The following is a 15,482-nucleotide window of genomic DNA, read 5'->3' on the forward strand; positions in this document are numbered from 1 at the left end:
TCGTCCTCGGCAGAGCCCGGCACCGACACGACCGCACCCTCGCGGCAGGCTGCGCGCGGGCAGGGCGAAGCTGCGGCCCCGGTAGCGGTGGTCGCTCAGCGCCCGACGCTCACCAGAGAGCGCACCACCCCGCGCACCCGACGCCGAGAGGGGAAGAAGATCGAGATCCCGCACGGCGGGAAGAAGAAGAGCCAGGGGACGGCGCTGCGCCGTCCTCTGCGCCCGAGCATCCGCGGGTGGCTCGGCCGCGGCGGTGGTGAGGCCGTCAATGTCATGGCCGCGGATGAGTTCCGCGGGACGACCGTGCAGGTGTGCGGGCTGTACCCGTTCTCGGTCGGGACGGGTACGCCGATGATCGGGGTGCCGTTGGGGAAGAACCTCTCCACCGGCGCCTCCGTCTGCTGCGACCCGATCAGCTGGTTCCAGCGCGCGAACCTCATCAGCAACCCGTCGATGTTCGTGCTCGGCAAGCCCGGGCTGGGGAAGTCGTCGCTGACCCGCCGCATGGCCGCCGGCCTCGCCGGCTACGGCACGATCCCGCTCGTGCTGGGCGACTTGAAGCCGGACTACGTGGATCTGATCGAAGCCCTCGACGGGCAAGTCATCCCTCTGGGCCGTGGCCGCGGGTACCTGAACATCCTCGACCCCGGTGAGGCGTCGGAGGCGGCGCAGCGCCTCCGTGACGAGGCCGACCGCTCGCTCGAGCGGGCCGACGAGCTCGCGCACCAGGTTGACGCGCTCGGCGTCTCCGATGACACCGCGGCGATGATCGCGGAGGTCGGTCGGCTGCGCAAGCACGCCGCGAAGGTGCAGCGCCTCGCGCACCAGGTCCTCGCGGACGCCCACGGCCGCCGGCACACGATGGTCGCCGCTCTGCTGACGATCCTCCGCTCCCAGCCGCCGAGCGACCGTGAAGAGACGATCATCGACCGGGCGCTGAAGTACCTGGACGAGCACCACCAGGGCGTGCCGGTCCTCGCGGACCTGCTGCGCGTGATCCAGGAGGCGCCGGACGAAGTTCGTCAGGTCGCGTTGGACCGCGGCAACATCGAGAAGTACAAGGACGTCACCGAGAACCTCGAAGCCTCCCTCATCGGCCTCACCACCGGTGGACGCCTGGGCGAGGTGTTCTCGAAGCAGACGACCACGCCGATGCGCCGGGACCGGCCCGTCGTCTACGACGTGTCCTCGATCGACGACTCCGAAGGCGACCTCCAGGCCGCGATCCTCCTCGCCTGCTGGTCCGCCGGCTTCGGGACCGTCAACGTCGCGGCCGCCCTCGCGGACGCGGAGCTCGAACCGCAGCGGCACTACTTCGTGATCCTGGACGAGCTGTGGCGGGCGCTGCGCGCGGGTAAGGGCATGGTCGATCGCGTCGACGCGCTCACCCGCCTGAACCGTGCGCGCGGCGTCGGCCTGGCGATGATCAGCCACACCATGTCCGACCTCCTCGCACTGGCCTCCTCGGAGGATCAGATGAAGGCGAAGGGCTTCGTGGAACGCTCCGGCATGGTCATCTGCGGCGGCCTCCCCGGTGCTGAGATGCCGCTGCTGACCTCGGCGGTGCCGATGTCGATCGCGGAACAGGGGATGCTCACCTCCTGGCAGGACCCGCCCGCCTGGGACCCCGTGTCCGGGCACGAGTCCGAGCCTCCCGGCCGCGGCCGCTTCCTGATCAAGGTCGGCGGACGTCCCGGTATCCCGGTGCGCGTCGAGCTGACCGCAGCAGAGAAGGAGGTCAACGACACCAACAAGCTCTGGCACGCGACCTCCCGCGCCGGCCGCGCAGCGGAGCCACTGCCCACCGATCCCGTGAACGTCGAGATCCTGCCGTGAGCGTCCTCGTCGCACTCGGCGCGAGCTGCGTCGCGGCCGGCGCCGCCGGCGCCGCGATCATCAACGCGATCCGAGCCCGTCAGCGGACGGCAGACCGCGATCGGTTCCTGCTCACCCTCTGCTGGACCGGCGTCGGGCTCATGGCGAGCTTCGTCGCCTGGGACCAGTGGGACCGGGTGATCGCGTGAGCTGCCCGTCGACGCTCGCCTTCGAGGGCTACCGCTGGACCTGCCAGCGGTCCGCCCCGGGGGAGCACGGCTTCCACACGACCGACCTCCCCGTCTCCTTCGCGGAGCGGGGCCTCGCGGTCCTCTCCTGGGGGACCTCGCACCAAGCACCCGCCAACGACTGCACCCCGCGGTGGGCCGGCCCGATCTACACGGAGGAGTCCGCATGAGCGCCACCGCCAACAACCGCCGCCGCGAGCCTGGCAAGGCCAATAACGACGCCCTGATGCTCGGCGCAGCCCTCGCGGCGATCGCTGCGATCGGCATCGTCTGGGTGGCCGTCGCGGTCGGTTCCAAGCTCGACGGCGTGAACGAGGGCCTGCCCTCGGACCCGTTTGAAATCATCTCGGGCCTGTTCCGCGGCCAAGTGGTGTGGTCGACGTCCGCAACGATGATCGCCGCGGCCGCCGTCGCCGTCATCGTCCTCGTGGGCCTCTGGCTCGTGTGGATGCGCTCGCTCGGACGGAAGAACCGCTCAAGCGTCGACCACGCCGCCCGCTACATGGCGACCCCGCGCGACCTGGCGCCGATGATGCGCAAGGAGGCGTTGAAGAAGTCCGCCCGCCTCGGCGTCGCTGAGAACCCCGGCGTCCCGGTGGGCCGGCTGCACCTGGGGAAGCAGATGCTCTACGCCTCGTTCGAGGACATGATGCTGCTGATCGCCGGCCCCCGCGTGGGCAAGTCGACCTCCCTCGTCATTCCCGCGATCATGGCTGCGCCCGGCGCCGTGGTCACGACGTCGAACAAGCGCGACGTGCTCGACGCGACCCGCGACGTCCGCGCCGCCAAGGGTCACGTGTGGGTCTTCGACCCCCAGCGCGTCGCGTTCGAGGACGCGACATGGTGGTGGAACCCCCTCTCTTACGTCACCGACGACACCAAGGCCGCGAAGCTCGCGACGCACTTCGCCTCCGGCACCCGGGCGATGAACGCGAAGACCGACGCCTACTTCGACGGCAAGGGCCAAGAGCTGCTGTCCGACCTGCTGCTCGCGGCCGCGGCAGGCAACCGGCCGATCAGCGACGTGCTGCTCTGGCTGACCTCCGTCGAGGACGAAACCCCCTTCGAGCTCCTGCACGACAACGGCTACCCGACCAACGCGCGAGCTGTCCGCGGCATCATGAACACCGCCGACAAGGCCCGCGACGGGATCTACTCGACCGCGCAGGGCATGGCGGTGTGCTTGAAGAGCGCCGCGACCGCCGACTGGGTGAACGCCCGCCCGAACGACACCCGTCCGCAGTTCGTCCCGGAGACGTTCGTCACGTCGACCCAGACGCTGTACTCGCTGTCCAAGGAGGGCGCCGGCACCGCCGGCCCGCTCGTCACCGCCCTGACCGCCGCGACGATCGAGGCCGCGGAGGAGCACGCCGCGCGATCCCGCGGCGGGCGCCTCGCGACGCCGCTCGTCGCCGTTCTCGATGAGGCCGCGAACGTCTGCCGGTGGAAGGACCTCCCCGACCTGTATTCCCACTACGGATCGCGCGGGATCCCGATCATGGCCGTGTTCCAGTCCTGGTCCCAGGGCGTCGGCGTGTTCGGCAAGGAGGGCATGCTCAAGCTCTGGTCCGCCGCGAACGTGAAGCTGTACGCCGGCGGAGTCGCGGAAGACGAGTTCCTGCGCACCCTCTCCGAGCTGATCGGCACCTACGACAAGGAGACCACCTCCGCCAGCTACAACAAAGGTGTGCGCTCCACCACCTCGGCGCTGCGGCGAGAGAAGATCCTCGAAGTCGCGGACCTCACCAGCATGGGCCGCGGACGGGCGATCATGCTCTCCTCCGGAGCCCGCGCGGCGCTGGTCGACACGGTGCCCTGGTACAACGGGCCGAAGGAGCAGGTCGCCGCGATCAACGCCTCCATCGCCGCCCACGACGCCAGCAGCGGACCGGCGAACGCTGCACCCGTCTCGCCTGTCGTGACGGTGATGCCTCCGCTCGAGGATCAGCCTGCGGCGGACGTCGACGCGGAGCAGAACGCGACTCTCCGGGGCGAGCGATGAGCGACGAGGATCTGTTCGACGTCGACACGGATCCCGTCACGCTGCACCCCGTCGAGGAGGAGGTGGACGAGGAGGAGGTGCCTGCGACGTACTTCGGATCTGCCGACGAGTGGGTCAGGAAGTTCCTCCGGCCCTCCTATCGACGCCGGGTGACGGCCAAGGGCCAGGCCGCCGGCGATCGGTGGGCGGCTGAGTGGTGGAGCAGCGTCGAGGCGCTGACCCGCATCGAAGCCCTCTGGCGGATGTGGGAAGAGATCCGCACCAGCGCCGGCTCCCTGAGCGCCTACTGGATCAATCACCTCGACCCGCACATGCGAGTCCTGCTCTCGCCCAGCGGCCCGTTCGCGACGTCGACAGACGAGAACCGGCCGGGCGACATGCTTCCCTACACAGCCCCTCCGACCGGGATGTTTCCCGAGGACGCACAGGGCTGAGGACGACGGACAGAGAAGGGCCCGCGACACCAACCGGTGTCGCGGGCCCTTCTCTGTTCCAGCGTCAGCGACCTGGTTCGGACCGCTCGATCTGAGCACCCTGGCCACGCGCGCCTCGCGTCGAGGGGACGCGAGTGCGCTTCGTGGCCTCCGCGCCGCGCGCAGGAGTGGCGAAGGAGGCGTCGACGGTCATCCGCGCGTTGACCTGCTCCTCGGGAACGTTCTGAGCCTGCATCGATGCTGCGGTGTGTGCTCGCCGCTCGGCACTGTCGTACGCAAGCTCTCCTTCGGAGCGTGCCGCGGCCGCACGCCCCTCCTGAGCGGGTGCGGGAGCGTCGGGGGCACTCTGCTGGCCGCTGTCGTCTCGGTAGAGCGCGACCTGGGCACGAGCGTCCTCAGCGAGGCTACGCAGCTCCTCAGGGCTCTGCGTGGGTGTCCCGCCGGCCTCCGCGTCTCGGTCGTACTGAGCAGCTTGCTGCTCGAGCTCATCGGCGCGACGCTCGCCGTCGACGGGGATCTCGACGGACGTGTTCTGGGATGCGTCGTTGGCGCGGTCGAGGCGGTCGGCCTCCGTGACCATCACCTGAGCTTCGGTGACGTCGCGCTGCGACTGTGCCCGCTCGGCATCCGCTGCGTCGACGGCAGAGCCGCCGGTCTGGTCCGTGCGCCACTCCTGCACGAGAGCGGCGCGGGCGGCTTCGGCAACGGCCGGGTCTGCGGGCTGCACCCGTCCGTCGTCATCGAAGGCGACGGCCGTCTCGACGCGGTAGTCCTGGTAGCCGACCGGATCGTTGGCGCGCTTCCACTCCTCCGCAAGGCTTACGTGCATCGCGGGAATGTCGCCTGCGACCGCTGCGCGGTAGTCCTCGATGAGAGCACGCTCGGCCGAAAGATTGGGCTCTCGGGCGTCTCCGACAGGCATGGTGAGACGGTCCTCGTCGTGCCGGTGGTACCCCTCGGGTGCGGCGGTAGTGGCCCACTGCTTCGCGAGGTCCAGCTCGGTCGGGGTGTCGCGGGCGATGCCCTGCAGCGTGGCGACGTCGACGCCGTAGCGCTCCTTCGCCTCGGACGCGATCAGGGCGCTGGCGGACGCGATCTGCGGGTCCGCGTCCTTCCACGCCGCGGCCGTCTCAGCGACGCGGGCGACGTCATGCACGGTCGCCTGATCCCACCACTGGGGATCGTTGACGACTGTCACGGCCTGCCGTGCAGACGCCCGCTCAGCCTCGTAGCGGGCTGCGAGCTCGCGCGCCTCGATCGCGCTGCGCTGCTGAGCCTCACGCATCGCCTCCTGGTACGCGCGAGCCAGCTTCTCGCCCAGCTGGACCGCGATTGTGAGCGCGATCCGTGCGGACGAGTTGATGGACTCCTCCACGCCTCCGTCGTCGTCAGCCATAGTGATGCCTCCCCTTCACTCGTGTAGGTCTAGCGGTCGCGTCCGTCGCGCTCGCGCGGCTCAGCGCCGCGCTGCGGGGCAGCGATAGATGTGGCGTCCGGCGCAGCCTTGGTGAGCTTCGTCGGCACCGGGCTCCCGGTCGCGAAACTCGCCTGCACTGTCTCGCGTGCGCGACGGGTGTCCTCGGGCAGAGCATCCCAGGCGTTTTTCTGGATCTGCGCGTTGTAGCCCTCGTGAACCGCCTTCAACTGGTTCCGGATCGTCCCCGCGAGCTCCTGGGTGCGTCGCGCGTCGCCAGCGGCCTTGTGGGCGTCCATAATCGCCCGCGTGGTGCGCACGATCTGGCGCAGCAACATCGCCTCCTCGGCGGCCTTGTTGCGCTTCCCGGCTGTCGCGAGGATCAGCATCGTCGTGCCGGCCATCGACGGCATCGCGGTCGGCCGCGGCGTCGACTCGTGCGCGCGCAGGTGCGCGGATCGGGCGAGCTGGCGCGACGCTTCGGCCAGCGGTCCGGGAGTCGGCTCGAGGCGCCGCGACCACGCTGCGTACGCCCCGGATGCTTCTCGTGCAGCGTGAGCCCACGTCGCCCGATCGGACGGGTCGACGGTGCTCAGGTAGTCGTGGAGCCGGGTCATGTCCTCGGCGTAGGTTGAGTACAAGTCACTCGACAGCTCGGCCTCCTCGCGGCCAGGCTTCACCGGCTCGTACCGCCACGGGTTTTTCGCGGTGGCGCGCCACTCGTCCACGGCTGCCTGGGCAGTCTGTGGCTCGTCCGGCCAGCCCTTCCGCAACTCCGGAAGGGTCAGGTCGCGAGCGAGGCGCCCACCGCCGTGCCAGACGACCGGCGCTCCCTTGTCGGGGCGCAGCGCGACGGAGTAGCCGGCGACAACGTCGTCTCGACCGGCGGCGTAGCGGGGGCGGATGAGCACCCCGGCCTGGCGCATTCGACGCACGAACTCACCCTCGTCCGCGGAACTGGTCGCGGCTGAGCGGACGGCGCGTTCGAGTCGGTGTGCGTCGACCTCGACGGCGCCTCGTCGGCGTGCAGCTTCACGCTCGCCGGGGACGACTCCGCGCTCACCAAGCTCGCGCTCCGGAGCGTGCAAAGGCTGTAGGTCGAAGTCGCGTTCCAGCTCACGGCTGACCTTCTGGGCGAGGCGCTTGTCGTAGGGGATGTACGCCTTCGTGCCGTCCTCGCGCACTCGGGAGACGGCGATGTGGATGTGATCGTTGCCGTTCTTCGAGAGACCATGCCGCACGGCGACCCACCGACAGTCGGCCTTGCCGATGTCCTCGCCAGCGAACCCCATTCGGCGCACGAACTCGGTGGCGATCTGGCCCCACTTCTCGTCGCTCAACTGCCCCTCCTCGGCTTTCAGCGAGAGGGAGCAGTGCCACACGTCGGCGTCGACCTTCTCGGTGACCGGCTTCCCGGTACGGGAGTCGATCATCAGCTCACCGGTGGTCGGGTCGGTGACCTTCTCCGCGCGCTGCACGGTGACGCCGAATGCCTCCTTGGGGAGGTTCAGATCGCGCGCGACAGCGAGCGCGGCGGCGTGGTCGAGGACGCTCTCTCCGTGCATCGCCATGATCGCGCCGTTGCCGGCGATGAGGTGCTGTTCGGTGTGCTCGTTCGAGCGCCCCTCGCCCGCAAGGTAGGTCATCAGGCCGTCCATGCGGCCGCCGTAGGTGACGTTCGGAATCACAGGCCGGCCACCCGACGAACGGCGTCGCGAATCTCGGGAGCGAGCTTCTGGAACTCGCGGTAGATCGCCGCAGCCTCGTCAGGGAATCGGCCCTCGGTGTTCGCGAACTTGGCGAGCTGGTTGACGTTGTTCGTCAGGTTCTCGAGGCGAGAGTTCACGGAGAACAGCTCGGCGACAGCCTGCTTCCACTCCGTGTCGGTCCGCACCTGGGCGTTCATCGCGGACTCGAAGAGCAGCCGGGGAACCGTGACGCTCTGGACGACCGCCCGAGCCTCAAGCTGCACCCGCTCCTCGTCGGTGACGTAGACGCGATACGGCTTGTCCCGCTTCTCGTCTCCCTCGACGTTCGCTCGCCGCTTACGGCTGAACAACGCACGACCGCGATCTTCGCTCATCGGCGTGTCCTTCCTGTCCTTCGGCCCAGCGCAGCGAACCCGCCAAATCGGCGGGGACCATACGACCAGTATGCCCCCGGCCGGCGCGCAGCGCCAGGTCGGCAAGCGAGTTACCGGCGGTAAGTCGACAGCTTGCTCCACAAACCGGCTCGACCTCCGCGAGGACGTCGCCGGCCTCGACCTGGCGCACACTCGATTGGTCCTCGCGGCGATCGCACACGGGGCCGGACTCGGAGAGCCCGGCACGACGATCCAGACCGTCGACGGAGTGCCGACGATCGTTCACTACGACGCTCTGGCGACGTGGCCGAACGAGTAATTTGATCGTGCACGACAACCCCCCTCGTCGCTGTGGAGGCCCCCGCTAGAGCATTCATGCTCGCGGGGGCTTCTCCGTTCCCACGACAAGCGCGCCGGCTGCGGTCCGGCCGTCCATCCGACGCTTCACTCTTGCCTGCGCCGATCGACCGTCAAGAGCGCTGCGCGTCCCTTCGGGATGCCCCTGCGGGGCACTCCTGACGGCCGCCCGTCTCCGGCATCGCGCCGCTTATCGGATGGATGGCCTCGGTGCGTGCTCAGCCCCGAGAGCGCAACTCCGCAGCGCGCGCGGCCAGCTCCTCGCGGACCTCGGCGGCGGCGCGCTTGCGGGCCATCTCGCGGTCCCGAGCTGCACGCTCGAACTCGCGCTGATCGGCCTTCATCTTCGCGATGATCCGGTCCACCTCGTCTTGGTCGATGCTCGCAAGTCGGGCGGCCTCGGCCGCTCGCTCCGCAGCGGCCCGAGCACGGTCGGCGTCGCGCTGCGCAGCAGCGACCCGGCGCTCGGCGTCGCGCTGCGCAGCAGCGACCCGGCGCTCGGCGTCGCGCTGCGCAGCAGCGACCCGGCGCGCGGTGTCGAGCTGCGAGTGCTCGGTGATGACCCGGCGGATGACCCACCCGTAGAACCCGAGCGCGTTGCGGCTCGTGAACGTCTCCGGGACACGGCGACCGTCGCGAGACAGCCAGGCGTTCATGGCGAACATCAGCCCTTCGACGCTCCACTCGGAGACGTCGATACCTGTGCGGTCGAGCATCCCGACGACGTGCCCGATGTGCACTCCACGGGCGAGCCACGGGATGCGATGAGCCAGCGCAGCAGCGAAGCGCTGCAACTCGATCGATCTGGGAACCGCCGGCCGACCGGTCGAGCTGCGTTTTGCATCACTCCGTCGCCTCGGCTGCCGCGAAGCGGCTCCTGAGCGCGGTTCACCGCGCGTTGGTGAGTGTCTTTTAACTGGGGCTGTAGATGTAAGTGGGCGCCTACGGGGTAGCTGGACATTCTCCACAGAACCGAAAGATTCGCCCGTCCGTGACGTCGGTGCAGGCAAGGTCGCCGGCGTGGGACGCGGCATGATCAGCGCCCTCGTGGAGGCCATGCGGAGCTGTCGGCCGCCGTGCGCCGCGTGCGCCGCGTTCCGCTCAGCGCGGGTCAGGTAGCGGCCGTCGAGAACCGTCGCGGCGAAGCCCAGCGACTCCATCAGCGCACGGGCCCGCTGCACCGTCTTGCCGCACATGCCCAGCGCGGCCGCGACCGTCTCGTGTGCCGTCGTCACACCGCGCCCGGTGTCGACGTCGGCCGCCAGCCAGTCGGCGCGAGCGACGCGCAGCAGCGTGTCCGGAGCGACACGTGCAGCGCGGCGCAGCTCCTCCCCCGGCGACGTCCCCAGCGCGTCCATCAGCGCGTCGAACCAGTGCGCTCCGGACGTCCACGCCGGAAGCGGACCGTACGCGCCTGGCGCCGGCTCGGGGCTCCATGAGCTCGCTCGAGAACTGTTCGGCCGCGACGCGGCTGCCTGTGGCGTCTCAGGTGCACAATCGACCGACTCCTCCCCTGAAAAAAGGGTGGGTCGGGTGTGCACGGAGACGGACTCCGCTGTTACGATGTGGGCATTCCTTCCGGGTACGTTCCGGGTGGGTACACCGAAGGCCCGGCTGGATACCGGTTCTTGGGTGGGACTGCTTCACACCTCTGAGTCGCCAAACTGTGCGAGGTGGGAAGCCAAGGCTTCTAGGCCCGTCGCGAGAGCGGCGGGCCTAATGCGTTAACGGGTGTCGATGGGCAGCTCCTCCTCGAGGAGAGTCGGCTGTGCAGGCCACCAGGACGGAATTCCTTCGTCGGTCAGCTCGCTCTGAACGTGCTCGACCAGGCGCTCGAAGAACACCGCAGCCGACACGTTCGCGCGCAGCGCCATGACATTGAAGTCGTCGCGAGCCTGGCGCTCGACGGTCCAGGCGACGTTGGTGGGATCCACCATCGTTCCTCGGGGACGCCGCGTCGAAGCCATGCGTTTAACGTAGGGCTGTGGCTGTGATTAACGCGATCCGACACGCCGCATCAAGTGACCATTTGGGCACTCAGTCTTTCCGCTCTCCCTCGGGGAGCGGAAGGGTGACGTCGACGGCGCGCAACTCTGTCATGTTCGAGCGCTCGACCGCGCGGTAGACCGTTGAGCGCGTCACCCCGAACTGCTCCGAGAGCTCGGCCACGGTGTAGTTGCCCGAGCGGTACTCCGCCACAAGGTGTGCCTCGATCTTCGGGGAGAGCTTCGGCTGGCGGCCGCGCAGGCGCCCCTTCGCCTTCGCGATCTGCATCCCCTCGCGCGTGCGCGACCGGATCAGGTCGCCCTCGAACTCCGCGATCATCGCAAGCACGTTGAACAGCAGCCGGCCCATCGGGTCAGTCGGGTCGTGCAGCGACCCGCCGATGTTCAACCGCACTCCCCTGCGGGTCAGCTCGTCCACGATGTCGCGCGCATCCGTAATCGACCGCGCGAGCCGGTCGAGCTTCGTCACGAACAGGGTCGAGCCGGTGTCGCACGCGGCCAGGGCCTCGCGCAGCGCGGGCCGCTCACGGTTGGACCCTGTGAGGCCGGCGTCGACGTAGATCCGATCCGCCGGCACCCCCACAGCGCGCAGCGCGTCACGCTGCGCCTGCGCGTCCTGCTTGTCCGTCGAGACCCGGGCGTATCCGATCAGCTCAGCCATCTGACCAGTATCCCGTTTGACGCCCCCCTACCGAACAAATCATCGGACGGGTCTAACGGGACACTCAGCGCCGCGGGTTTTCGCGGCGCTCGGTGTCGCGTCTGCGTGTACCGGTGAACGATCCCCATACGGGACGGCCGACTTCGCCTTTGCGAGGGTTCTACGCGCCCGACCGCGTGAGTCTCCTTCACGAACTCTCGCTGTCTGGGCGCAAATGACGCCTCCGACCGAACTTCATGTGGCCGCGGTCGACGGGTCTCCTCCTCCGTTCCAGGTCCTCAGCGCTCGACTCCACCGCTCTCTCGCTAGCCGCCGCATACTCGAACCTGACGGGCGCCCTCGACCGGACCGGCTTCCACCATCTTGGGGAGCTTCCGCTCGAGGAGTGGGTGTTTCACCTGTCGTTGATCTATGCCCATTCGCAAGCCGCCTACGTCCAGAACCAACGAATCGCACCTCTCGGCCTCACCGAGCTCATCAAGAGCGAAAATGTTCGTCTGGTACGACGAAGACGGCGCGCACACCGCAACCCTTCAGCTCAGCGCGACCGACTCCTCACCCCGAGCGTCGTCGCAGGAGTGTCCGGCTCCGATGACGCCCGATCGGCACGCGGATGGCTTACTGGGGCGATCTGGTCAAGGGCGCATCGAGTCGAGCGAGAACGGGGAATGTGGGCGGAAGGTGTCATGGTCGTCCTACGACGCTCGCGACAAGAGCCCAAAAGGGGGACGGATCTTCAATTCAGTTTGCGACATACTCGCGAGGTGAGCACCAGCATCCCTCCGACCGGAACCCCGAACCCACGGCCGTCATCCCCAACGCAATGGGTCTGGAAAAACGCGTCGGCACGGCGAAAAGTTTTTTTCTTCATTTCGACCTGCGTGATTACCGCACTCGCCGTGACGTCGATCACGGCATGGAGTACGCATAACTCGATAGCACCCGATTCGATCGCCCTATACATAGGGGCTGTTCCCGTGCTTATCGTCGGTCTTTCGCGGGAGCCTGACGGAGCTTGGTTCTCCGCCCTGGTCTCGCTCGCAATTTCAGCAATCGCTTACCTTTTTGCCTACCTCATCGCTACGGGTGAAATTGACCCCGACATCACCGACGCAGCCACATCGGCAGTACGCGTAGCACAAATAGCATCTGCTCTGGCCGCTACGATCCTCGCTCTACGCGCACCCACTTCCGGGTCCCAACCCGCACCACCACCTCCCGTCAGCTCGGTTGTAGCCCCCTAGGCTGAAATACGGCCCGACCCGGGAAGCGCGACACCGATGGCGCACTGCGAGGATCTGGACTAAGGGAGTCACATAGGACCGTTCGGCGGACAACACAACAAGCAGCAAACCGTACGCGGTTTGGTACACGTTTGCCAACGACCGCGCCAGGTGAAGCTTCGGCCGCCCTCACCGTCCAATTTGCCGATCTCAGGCCATCTCCACCGGACCCATCTCCGGCGATCCAACCCCAGGCAGCAGGGCGACCGGTTTGCGCGCCGTTCTAAAGCTGTGTCCCGTGAACGCACCATCGACCCCGATCCGTTAAAGGATGATCCTCATGAATGAAATCAAAATTCGATGAAGATCCCCAAGGTGGGCTCGTGCGCGATCTGCCTCGCGTACGGCGAACTGACGAAAGAGGACGTAGTACCGGTCTGGTACCGCGCCGCAATGGCGCAGGCGTCAGCCCTCCCCGGTGACCAGCCACCACGCACCTACCTTGGGCTGTGCGCTCCCTGCAATAGCAGGTCCGCGCGCCTCTTCGAGGACACCGCGGCACCCATCCTGAAGGGCATGATTCAACGCACTCGCTCTGAACTTTCGCCTGCCGATCAAAGACTTGTCGCACGCTGGCGAGTAAAGACTGATTTGTTGCAACGACTATGGGTTGTTGAACAAGAGGGATCTCCGAAGGAGAGGAAGTATCACCGTATAAGACAACTGGCGCAAAGAATGATTCATAACGGTGGGCACATCCCACCCAACTGCTCAGTACAGATAGCGCGACGCGACCCAACCAAGCCTCGACCCAGAGGGATCAACCTTATTGACGCGGCGCGTCCAGATGGTACCTATCTGCACACGATTACACGCGTGACTTCATTTTTTATGATTACGACAATTGATAGTGACCCAAAGTCCTTCAAATCCTTCGTCGCGAATTGGGCGAAGGAGGAAGCGCTACTACTTATCTGGCCGCCTCGGGAGGACACCCTCTCATACCCATTCTCCGCAGGTGTCTCTGAGGATGTTTTAGAGGATGCACGCAAAAAACTGGGACACGTCACAGCGTTGAAAATTGGTGGGCCATACGGTGCGCTCTACAGTGCTGGCCAGCGAGTTGAACCCGAGCAATACGCCTGGAGCGTCAGACGGCGACCGCCAGTCGATCCGGCCGCTTTCGAGTAACCCTGTCACACATATCGCGCGCTTCATTTCAGACACTGGCTTAGCTGCACAACGATGGCCATCTTGGCTGACGGCCAGGCTGTGCGCTGGTGGTTCTACTGTTGTGGTGCGGTCGAGAAGTGTGGGCTTCGCTGACGCCGCACGCGACAGACCGGCGGGGCCGCCGGTGTCGCCCTGCTCTCGGCAGCGTTGCACGGCGCGGCCAAAAACAGTTCCCGCCCCCTCAGCCGCCCGCTGAACGATCCTCTTACGGGACGGGATCGGCGACCGCTGTCTGGACACTCGAGCAGCCCGATCAGATGAGCCAGCCGCGTGTCAGCGCCGACGAAACGCCTTGAAGAGCGCGAAAGCGAGAACCCCGCCACCGATCACCAGCACCAGCCATTGGCGGTCCGGCGGCGGAGTGATTGTGCACACTCCAGTCCCGTCGACGTAATCGGTGCAGGTACCCGTCTGGACGGTGATTAGCAGCAGGAACATCGCCGCGACGGCGAACAACGCCACGTTGACCCAACCCCATCGAACCGTGCGCTTCGCCCGCTCGCTCATGACGCGACACTAGACGGCATCGCGGCAACAACCTAGAGGGAGCCATGGACCGGTGAACGATCCCCATACGGGACCAGTAGCATGGCGTCGCGAGCACCTGCGCTGGTACGCTCCCCACCATTCGACCTACTCGAGGGGCAGCACGATGCAGACGCTTCGCAACACCGTGTTTACCGTGACGGTCGCAGGGATCGTCGCCGGCTTCCTTGCTGTGGGTGCGGTGGCTACCGGGATCACCAGCGAGAAGCCTGCCGCGGGAAACCCCGAGCCGGTTGCCTACTCCGAGCCGAGCTGGACCGACACCAGCACGCTCATCATCGGCGGTTACGAGACACCTTCTCCTGAAATGATCGCGACCACTCCCCCGCTCTCCGAAGAGTGACGACGGCACCTGCCGACGATCCGGCTCGCTGCGAGCCGGGGGCATTCTCGTGACGTGGGAGCAATGGACGTTCTCGCTCGGAGCGATCCCCGTGTGGCTCATCGTCCTCAGGAACGTGCTGTGGAGATTCGGCTGCACGAACTCCGGGAGCAAGATCCTTTTCGCCTTCGGCCTCGGAGCGTGCCTGCTGTGCATCGCCCTCGCTGTGATCTGGCAGGTCCACGCCGCGAACGCCGACTGGGCTCCACCCCGGGACGACCAGAACGAAGTTGGCGGCCTCATCCTCTGGACTCTCTACTGGAATGCGGTGGCTGGCTTCTTCACCGCACTCGGCATCCGAGTCACCGACATCCTGATCATCGAACGGACGCGGCGGATCTCCGCCACCGTCGCCCCTGACGCAGCGTGAGGAGCAGGACATCTGGTAAGCGATCCCCCAGCGAAACAGTCGGGGGGCGCCAATGCTGTCGACTCGAGAACGCGTCACTCGCGCGCCTAGGGCGCGTACTCCTGTGACCAGTAATCGGCCCGGACCTCGAGGAGGGGTCCGTCGATAGCGGAACTCACCGTGATGGTGCGCGGGTCCCAGAGTGTTCCTGCGATGCGCGCTTGCGGCGTCGTTCCGAGCTCGCTCGACAGCTGCTCGGGAGTCATCGCGTCGGGCGGGCGCACCGAGAGCAGCCGCCAGCACCCACCGGAGGCGCACTCGACAGTCTCACTGACGAGCTCGCTCCCGTCTGGAAGGTCGACGGCCGAAGCCGCCGGCACGTCCCCCTCGGTCCTGAATACGGCCAGACCGGCGTAGTGCACGAGAGCACAGAGGGCGGCTGCAGCCGCGATCGTCGTTCCCGCGATGACGAAAGGGCGTCCGCGCTTTCGGGGCTCATCCATAGGCCCGGACACTAGCAAGCTGCTGTAGCCCCTAGCTGACCTCTGCGGAGGAAATCGCGAGCACTCCATCCGGTCGCCCCAACCGCACGACCAAGGGAAGAGCGGGGACGTCGCTTACCCTGAGCTGGTGGGGACATTCTCGAAGGCGCGAAAAACGGTCGCGATCGCAGCATGCCTGATCGTCGTCACGGGATGCACGCCACAGCCTGAACCGCCGGCTCCGCCT

General features: G+C 67.2%; 16 protein-coding genes. 8 read left to right on the forward strand and 8 right to left on the reverse strand.

The features are described from left to right. Nucleotides 1-273: 273 nt before the first annotated feature. From C5C53_RS14935 to C5C53_RS14955, 5 genes are read left to right on the forward strand one after another with little or no spacing between them, the layout of a single operon-like run. Nucleotides 274-1,836 (forward strand): ATP/GTP-binding protein, encoded by a 1,563-nt coding sequence (locus C5C53_RS14935; RefSeq protein WP_219813987.1) that lies wholly within the window; start codon nt 274-276, stop codon nt 1,834-1,836. After that, nucleotides 1,833-2,024 (forward strand): hypothetical protein, encoded by a 192-nt coding sequence (locus C5C53_RS14940; RefSeq protein WP_104234428.1) that lies wholly within the window; start codon nt 1,833-1,835, stop codon nt 2,022-2,024. Before C5C53_RS14935 ends, C5C53_RS14940 begins: the two co-directional genes overlap by 4 nt. Continuing rightward, nucleotides 2,021-2,233 carry a hypothetical protein gene (locus C5C53_RS14945; protein WP_104234427.1) on the forward strand — a complete coding sequence of 71 codons (213 nt, stop codon included), beginning with the start codon at nt 2,021-2,023 and terminating at the stop codon, nt 2,231-2,233. The genes C5C53_RS14940 and C5C53_RS14945 overlap by 4 nt, the downstream gene beginning before the upstream one ends. Further along, nucleotides 2,230-4,065, forward strand: coding sequence for a type IV secretory system conjugative DNA transfer family protein (locus tag C5C53_RS14950; RefSeq protein ID WP_104267895.1), 1,836 nt, complete (start codon nt 2,230-2,232; stop codon nt 4,063-4,065). The genes C5C53_RS14945 and C5C53_RS14950 overlap by 4 nt, the downstream gene beginning before the upstream one ends. Then, entirely contained in the window at nt 4,062-4,499 is a 438-nt protein-coding gene (locus C5C53_RS14955; RefSeq protein WP_104234425.1) for a DUF4913 domain-containing protein, read from the forward strand. The genes C5C53_RS14950 and C5C53_RS14955 overlap by 4 nt, the downstream gene beginning before the upstream one ends. 64 nt (nt 4,500-4,563) lie before the next feature. On the opposite strand, the gene C5C53_RS14960 is transcribed toward C5C53_RS14955, so the two are convergent. The 3 genes from C5C53_RS14960 to C5C53_RS14970 are packed head-to-tail and all read right to left on the reverse strand — an operon-like array spanning nt 4,564 to nt 7,996. Next, nucleotides 4,564-5,895, reverse strand: a complete 1,332-nt coding sequence (locus C5C53_RS14960) for a hypothetical protein (RefSeq protein ID WP_104234424.1) — start codon at nt 5,893-5,895, stop codon at nt 4,564-4,566. 29 nt (nt 5,896-5,924) lie between these two features. Next, the gene (locus tag C5C53_RS14965) at nt 5,925-7,601 is read right to left on the reverse strand and encodes a relaxase/mobilization nuclease domain-containing protein (protein WP_104234423.1); all 1,677 of its coding nucleotides are present in this window, start codon (nt 7,599-7,601) and stop codon (nt 5,925-5,927) included. Next, a complete protein-coding gene (locus C5C53_RS14970) occupies nt 7,598-7,996 on the reverse strand; it encodes a plasmid mobilization relaxosome protein MobC (RefSeq protein WP_146079340.1) in 399 nt (132 codons plus the stop codon). Before C5C53_RS14970 ends, C5C53_RS14965 begins: the two co-directional genes overlap by 4 nt. Nucleotides 7,997-8,000: 4 nt before the next feature. On the opposite strand from C5C53_RS14970, the gene C5C53_RS16850 reads away from it, so the two are divergent. After that, a complete protein-coding gene (locus C5C53_RS16850; RefSeq protein ID WP_146084681.1) occupies nt 8,001-8,315 on the forward strand; it encodes a hypothetical protein in 315 nt (104 codons plus the stop codon). A 256-nt stretch (nt 8,316-8,571) separates the two neighbouring features. Here the strand turns inward: C5C53_RS16850 and C5C53_RS16855 are convergent, their stop codons facing one another. From C5C53_RS16855 to C5C53_RS14990, 4 genes are all read right to left on the reverse strand, one after another. Next, nucleotides 8,572-9,711 (reverse strand): hypothetical protein, encoded by a 1,140-nt coding sequence (locus C5C53_RS16855; protein WP_146084682.1) that lies wholly within the window; start codon nt 9,709-9,711, stop codon nt 8,572-8,574. 366 nt (nt 9,712-10,077) lie between these two features. Next, nucleotides 10,078-10,290, reverse strand: coding sequence for a hypothetical protein (locus tag C5C53_RS14980; protein ID WP_258061513.1), 213 nt, complete (start codon nt 10,288-10,290; stop codon nt 10,078-10,080). A 100-nt stretch (nt 10,291-10,390) separates the two neighbouring features. Further along, on the reverse strand, nt 10,391-11,020 hold the full coding sequence (locus C5C53_RS14985) for a recombinase family protein (protein WP_104234418.1): 630 nt from the start codon (nt 11,018-11,020) through the stop codon (nt 10,391-10,393). A 2,729-nt stretch (nt 11,021-13,749) separates the two neighbouring features. Continuing rightward, on the reverse strand, nt 13,750-13,983 hold the full coding sequence (locus C5C53_RS14990; protein ID WP_133672028.1) for a hypothetical protein: 234 nt from the start codon (nt 13,981-13,983) through the stop codon (nt 13,750-13,752). Between the two features lie 145 nt (nt 13,984-14,128). Between C5C53_RS14990 and C5C53_RS14995 the strand changes: the two genes are divergently transcribed. Next, on the forward strand, nt 14,129-14,365 hold the full coding sequence (locus C5C53_RS14995) for a hypothetical protein (RefSeq protein ID WP_104234417.1): 237 nt from the start codon (nt 14,129-14,131) through the stop codon (nt 14,363-14,365). Nucleotides 14,366-14,414: 49 nt separating this feature from the next. After that, a complete protein-coding gene (locus C5C53_RS15000; protein ID WP_104234416.1) occupies nt 14,415-14,774 on the forward strand; it encodes a hypothetical protein in 360 nt (119 codons plus the stop codon). A gap of 86 nt (nt 14,775-14,860) precedes the next feature. Here the strand turns inward: C5C53_RS15000 and C5C53_RS15005 are convergent, their stop codons facing one another. After that, the gene (locus tag C5C53_RS15005; RefSeq protein ID WP_146079336.1) at nt 14,861-15,256 is read right to left on the reverse strand and encodes a hypothetical protein; all 396 of its coding nucleotides are present in this window, start codon (nt 15,254-15,256) and stop codon (nt 14,861-14,863) included. Nucleotides 15,257-15,482 lie beyond the last annotated feature (226 nt).

Source organism: Rathayibacter sp. AY1E3 (assembly GCF_002932235.1).
GTDB lineage: Bacteria > Actinomycetota > Actinomycetes > Actinomycetales > Microbacteriaceae > Rathayibacter.

What these genes read in the sequence shown, in the direction of transcription:
- C5C53_RS14935 (WP_219813987.1), top strand. Translation starts at nt 274, where the DNA reads ATGGCCGCGGATGAGTTCCGCGGGACGACCGTGCAGGTGTGCGGGCTG.
- C5C53_RS14950 (WP_104267895.1), top strand. Translation starts at nt 2,230, where the DNA reads ATGAGCGCCACCGCCAACAACCGCCGCCGCGAGCCTGGCAAGGCCAAT.
- C5C53_RS14955 (WP_104234425.1), top strand. Translation starts at nt 4,062, where the DNA reads ATGAGCGACGAGGATCTGTTCGACGTCGACACGGATCCCGTCACGCTG.
- C5C53_RS14960 (WP_104234424.1), bottom strand. Translation starts at nt 5,895, where the DNA reads ATGGCTGACGACGACGGAGGCGTGGAGGAGTCCATCAACTCGTCCGCA.
- C5C53_RS14970 (WP_146079340.1), bottom strand. Translation starts at nt 7,996, where the DNA reads ATGAGCGAAGATCGCGGTCGTGCGTTGTTCAGCCGTAAGCGGCGAGCG.
- C5C53_RS16855 (WP_146084682.1), bottom strand. Translation starts at nt 9,711, where the DNA reads ATGGACGCGCTGGGGACGTCGCCGGGGGAGGAGCTGCGCCGCGCTGCA.
- C5C53_RS14980 (WP_258061513.1), bottom strand. Translation starts at nt 10,290, where the DNA reads ATGGTGGATCCCACCAACGTCGCCTGGACCGTCGAGCGCCAGGCTCGC.
- C5C53_RS14985 (WP_104234418.1), bottom strand. Translation starts at nt 11,020, where the DNA reads ATGGCTGAGCTGATCGGATACGCCCGGGTCTCGACGGACAAGCAGGAC.
- C5C53_RS14990 (WP_133672028.1), bottom strand. Translation starts at nt 13,983, where the DNA reads ATGAGCGAGCGGGCGAAGCGCACGGTTCGATGGGGTTGGGTCAACGTG.
- C5C53_RS14995 (WP_104234417.1), top strand. Translation starts at nt 14,129, where the DNA reads ATGCAGACGCTTCGCAACACCGTGTTTACCGTGACGGTCGCAGGGATC.
- C5C53_RS15005 (WP_146079336.1), bottom strand. Translation starts at nt 15,256, where the DNA reads ATGGATGAGCCCCGAAAGCGCGGACGCCCTTTCGTCATCGCGGGAACG.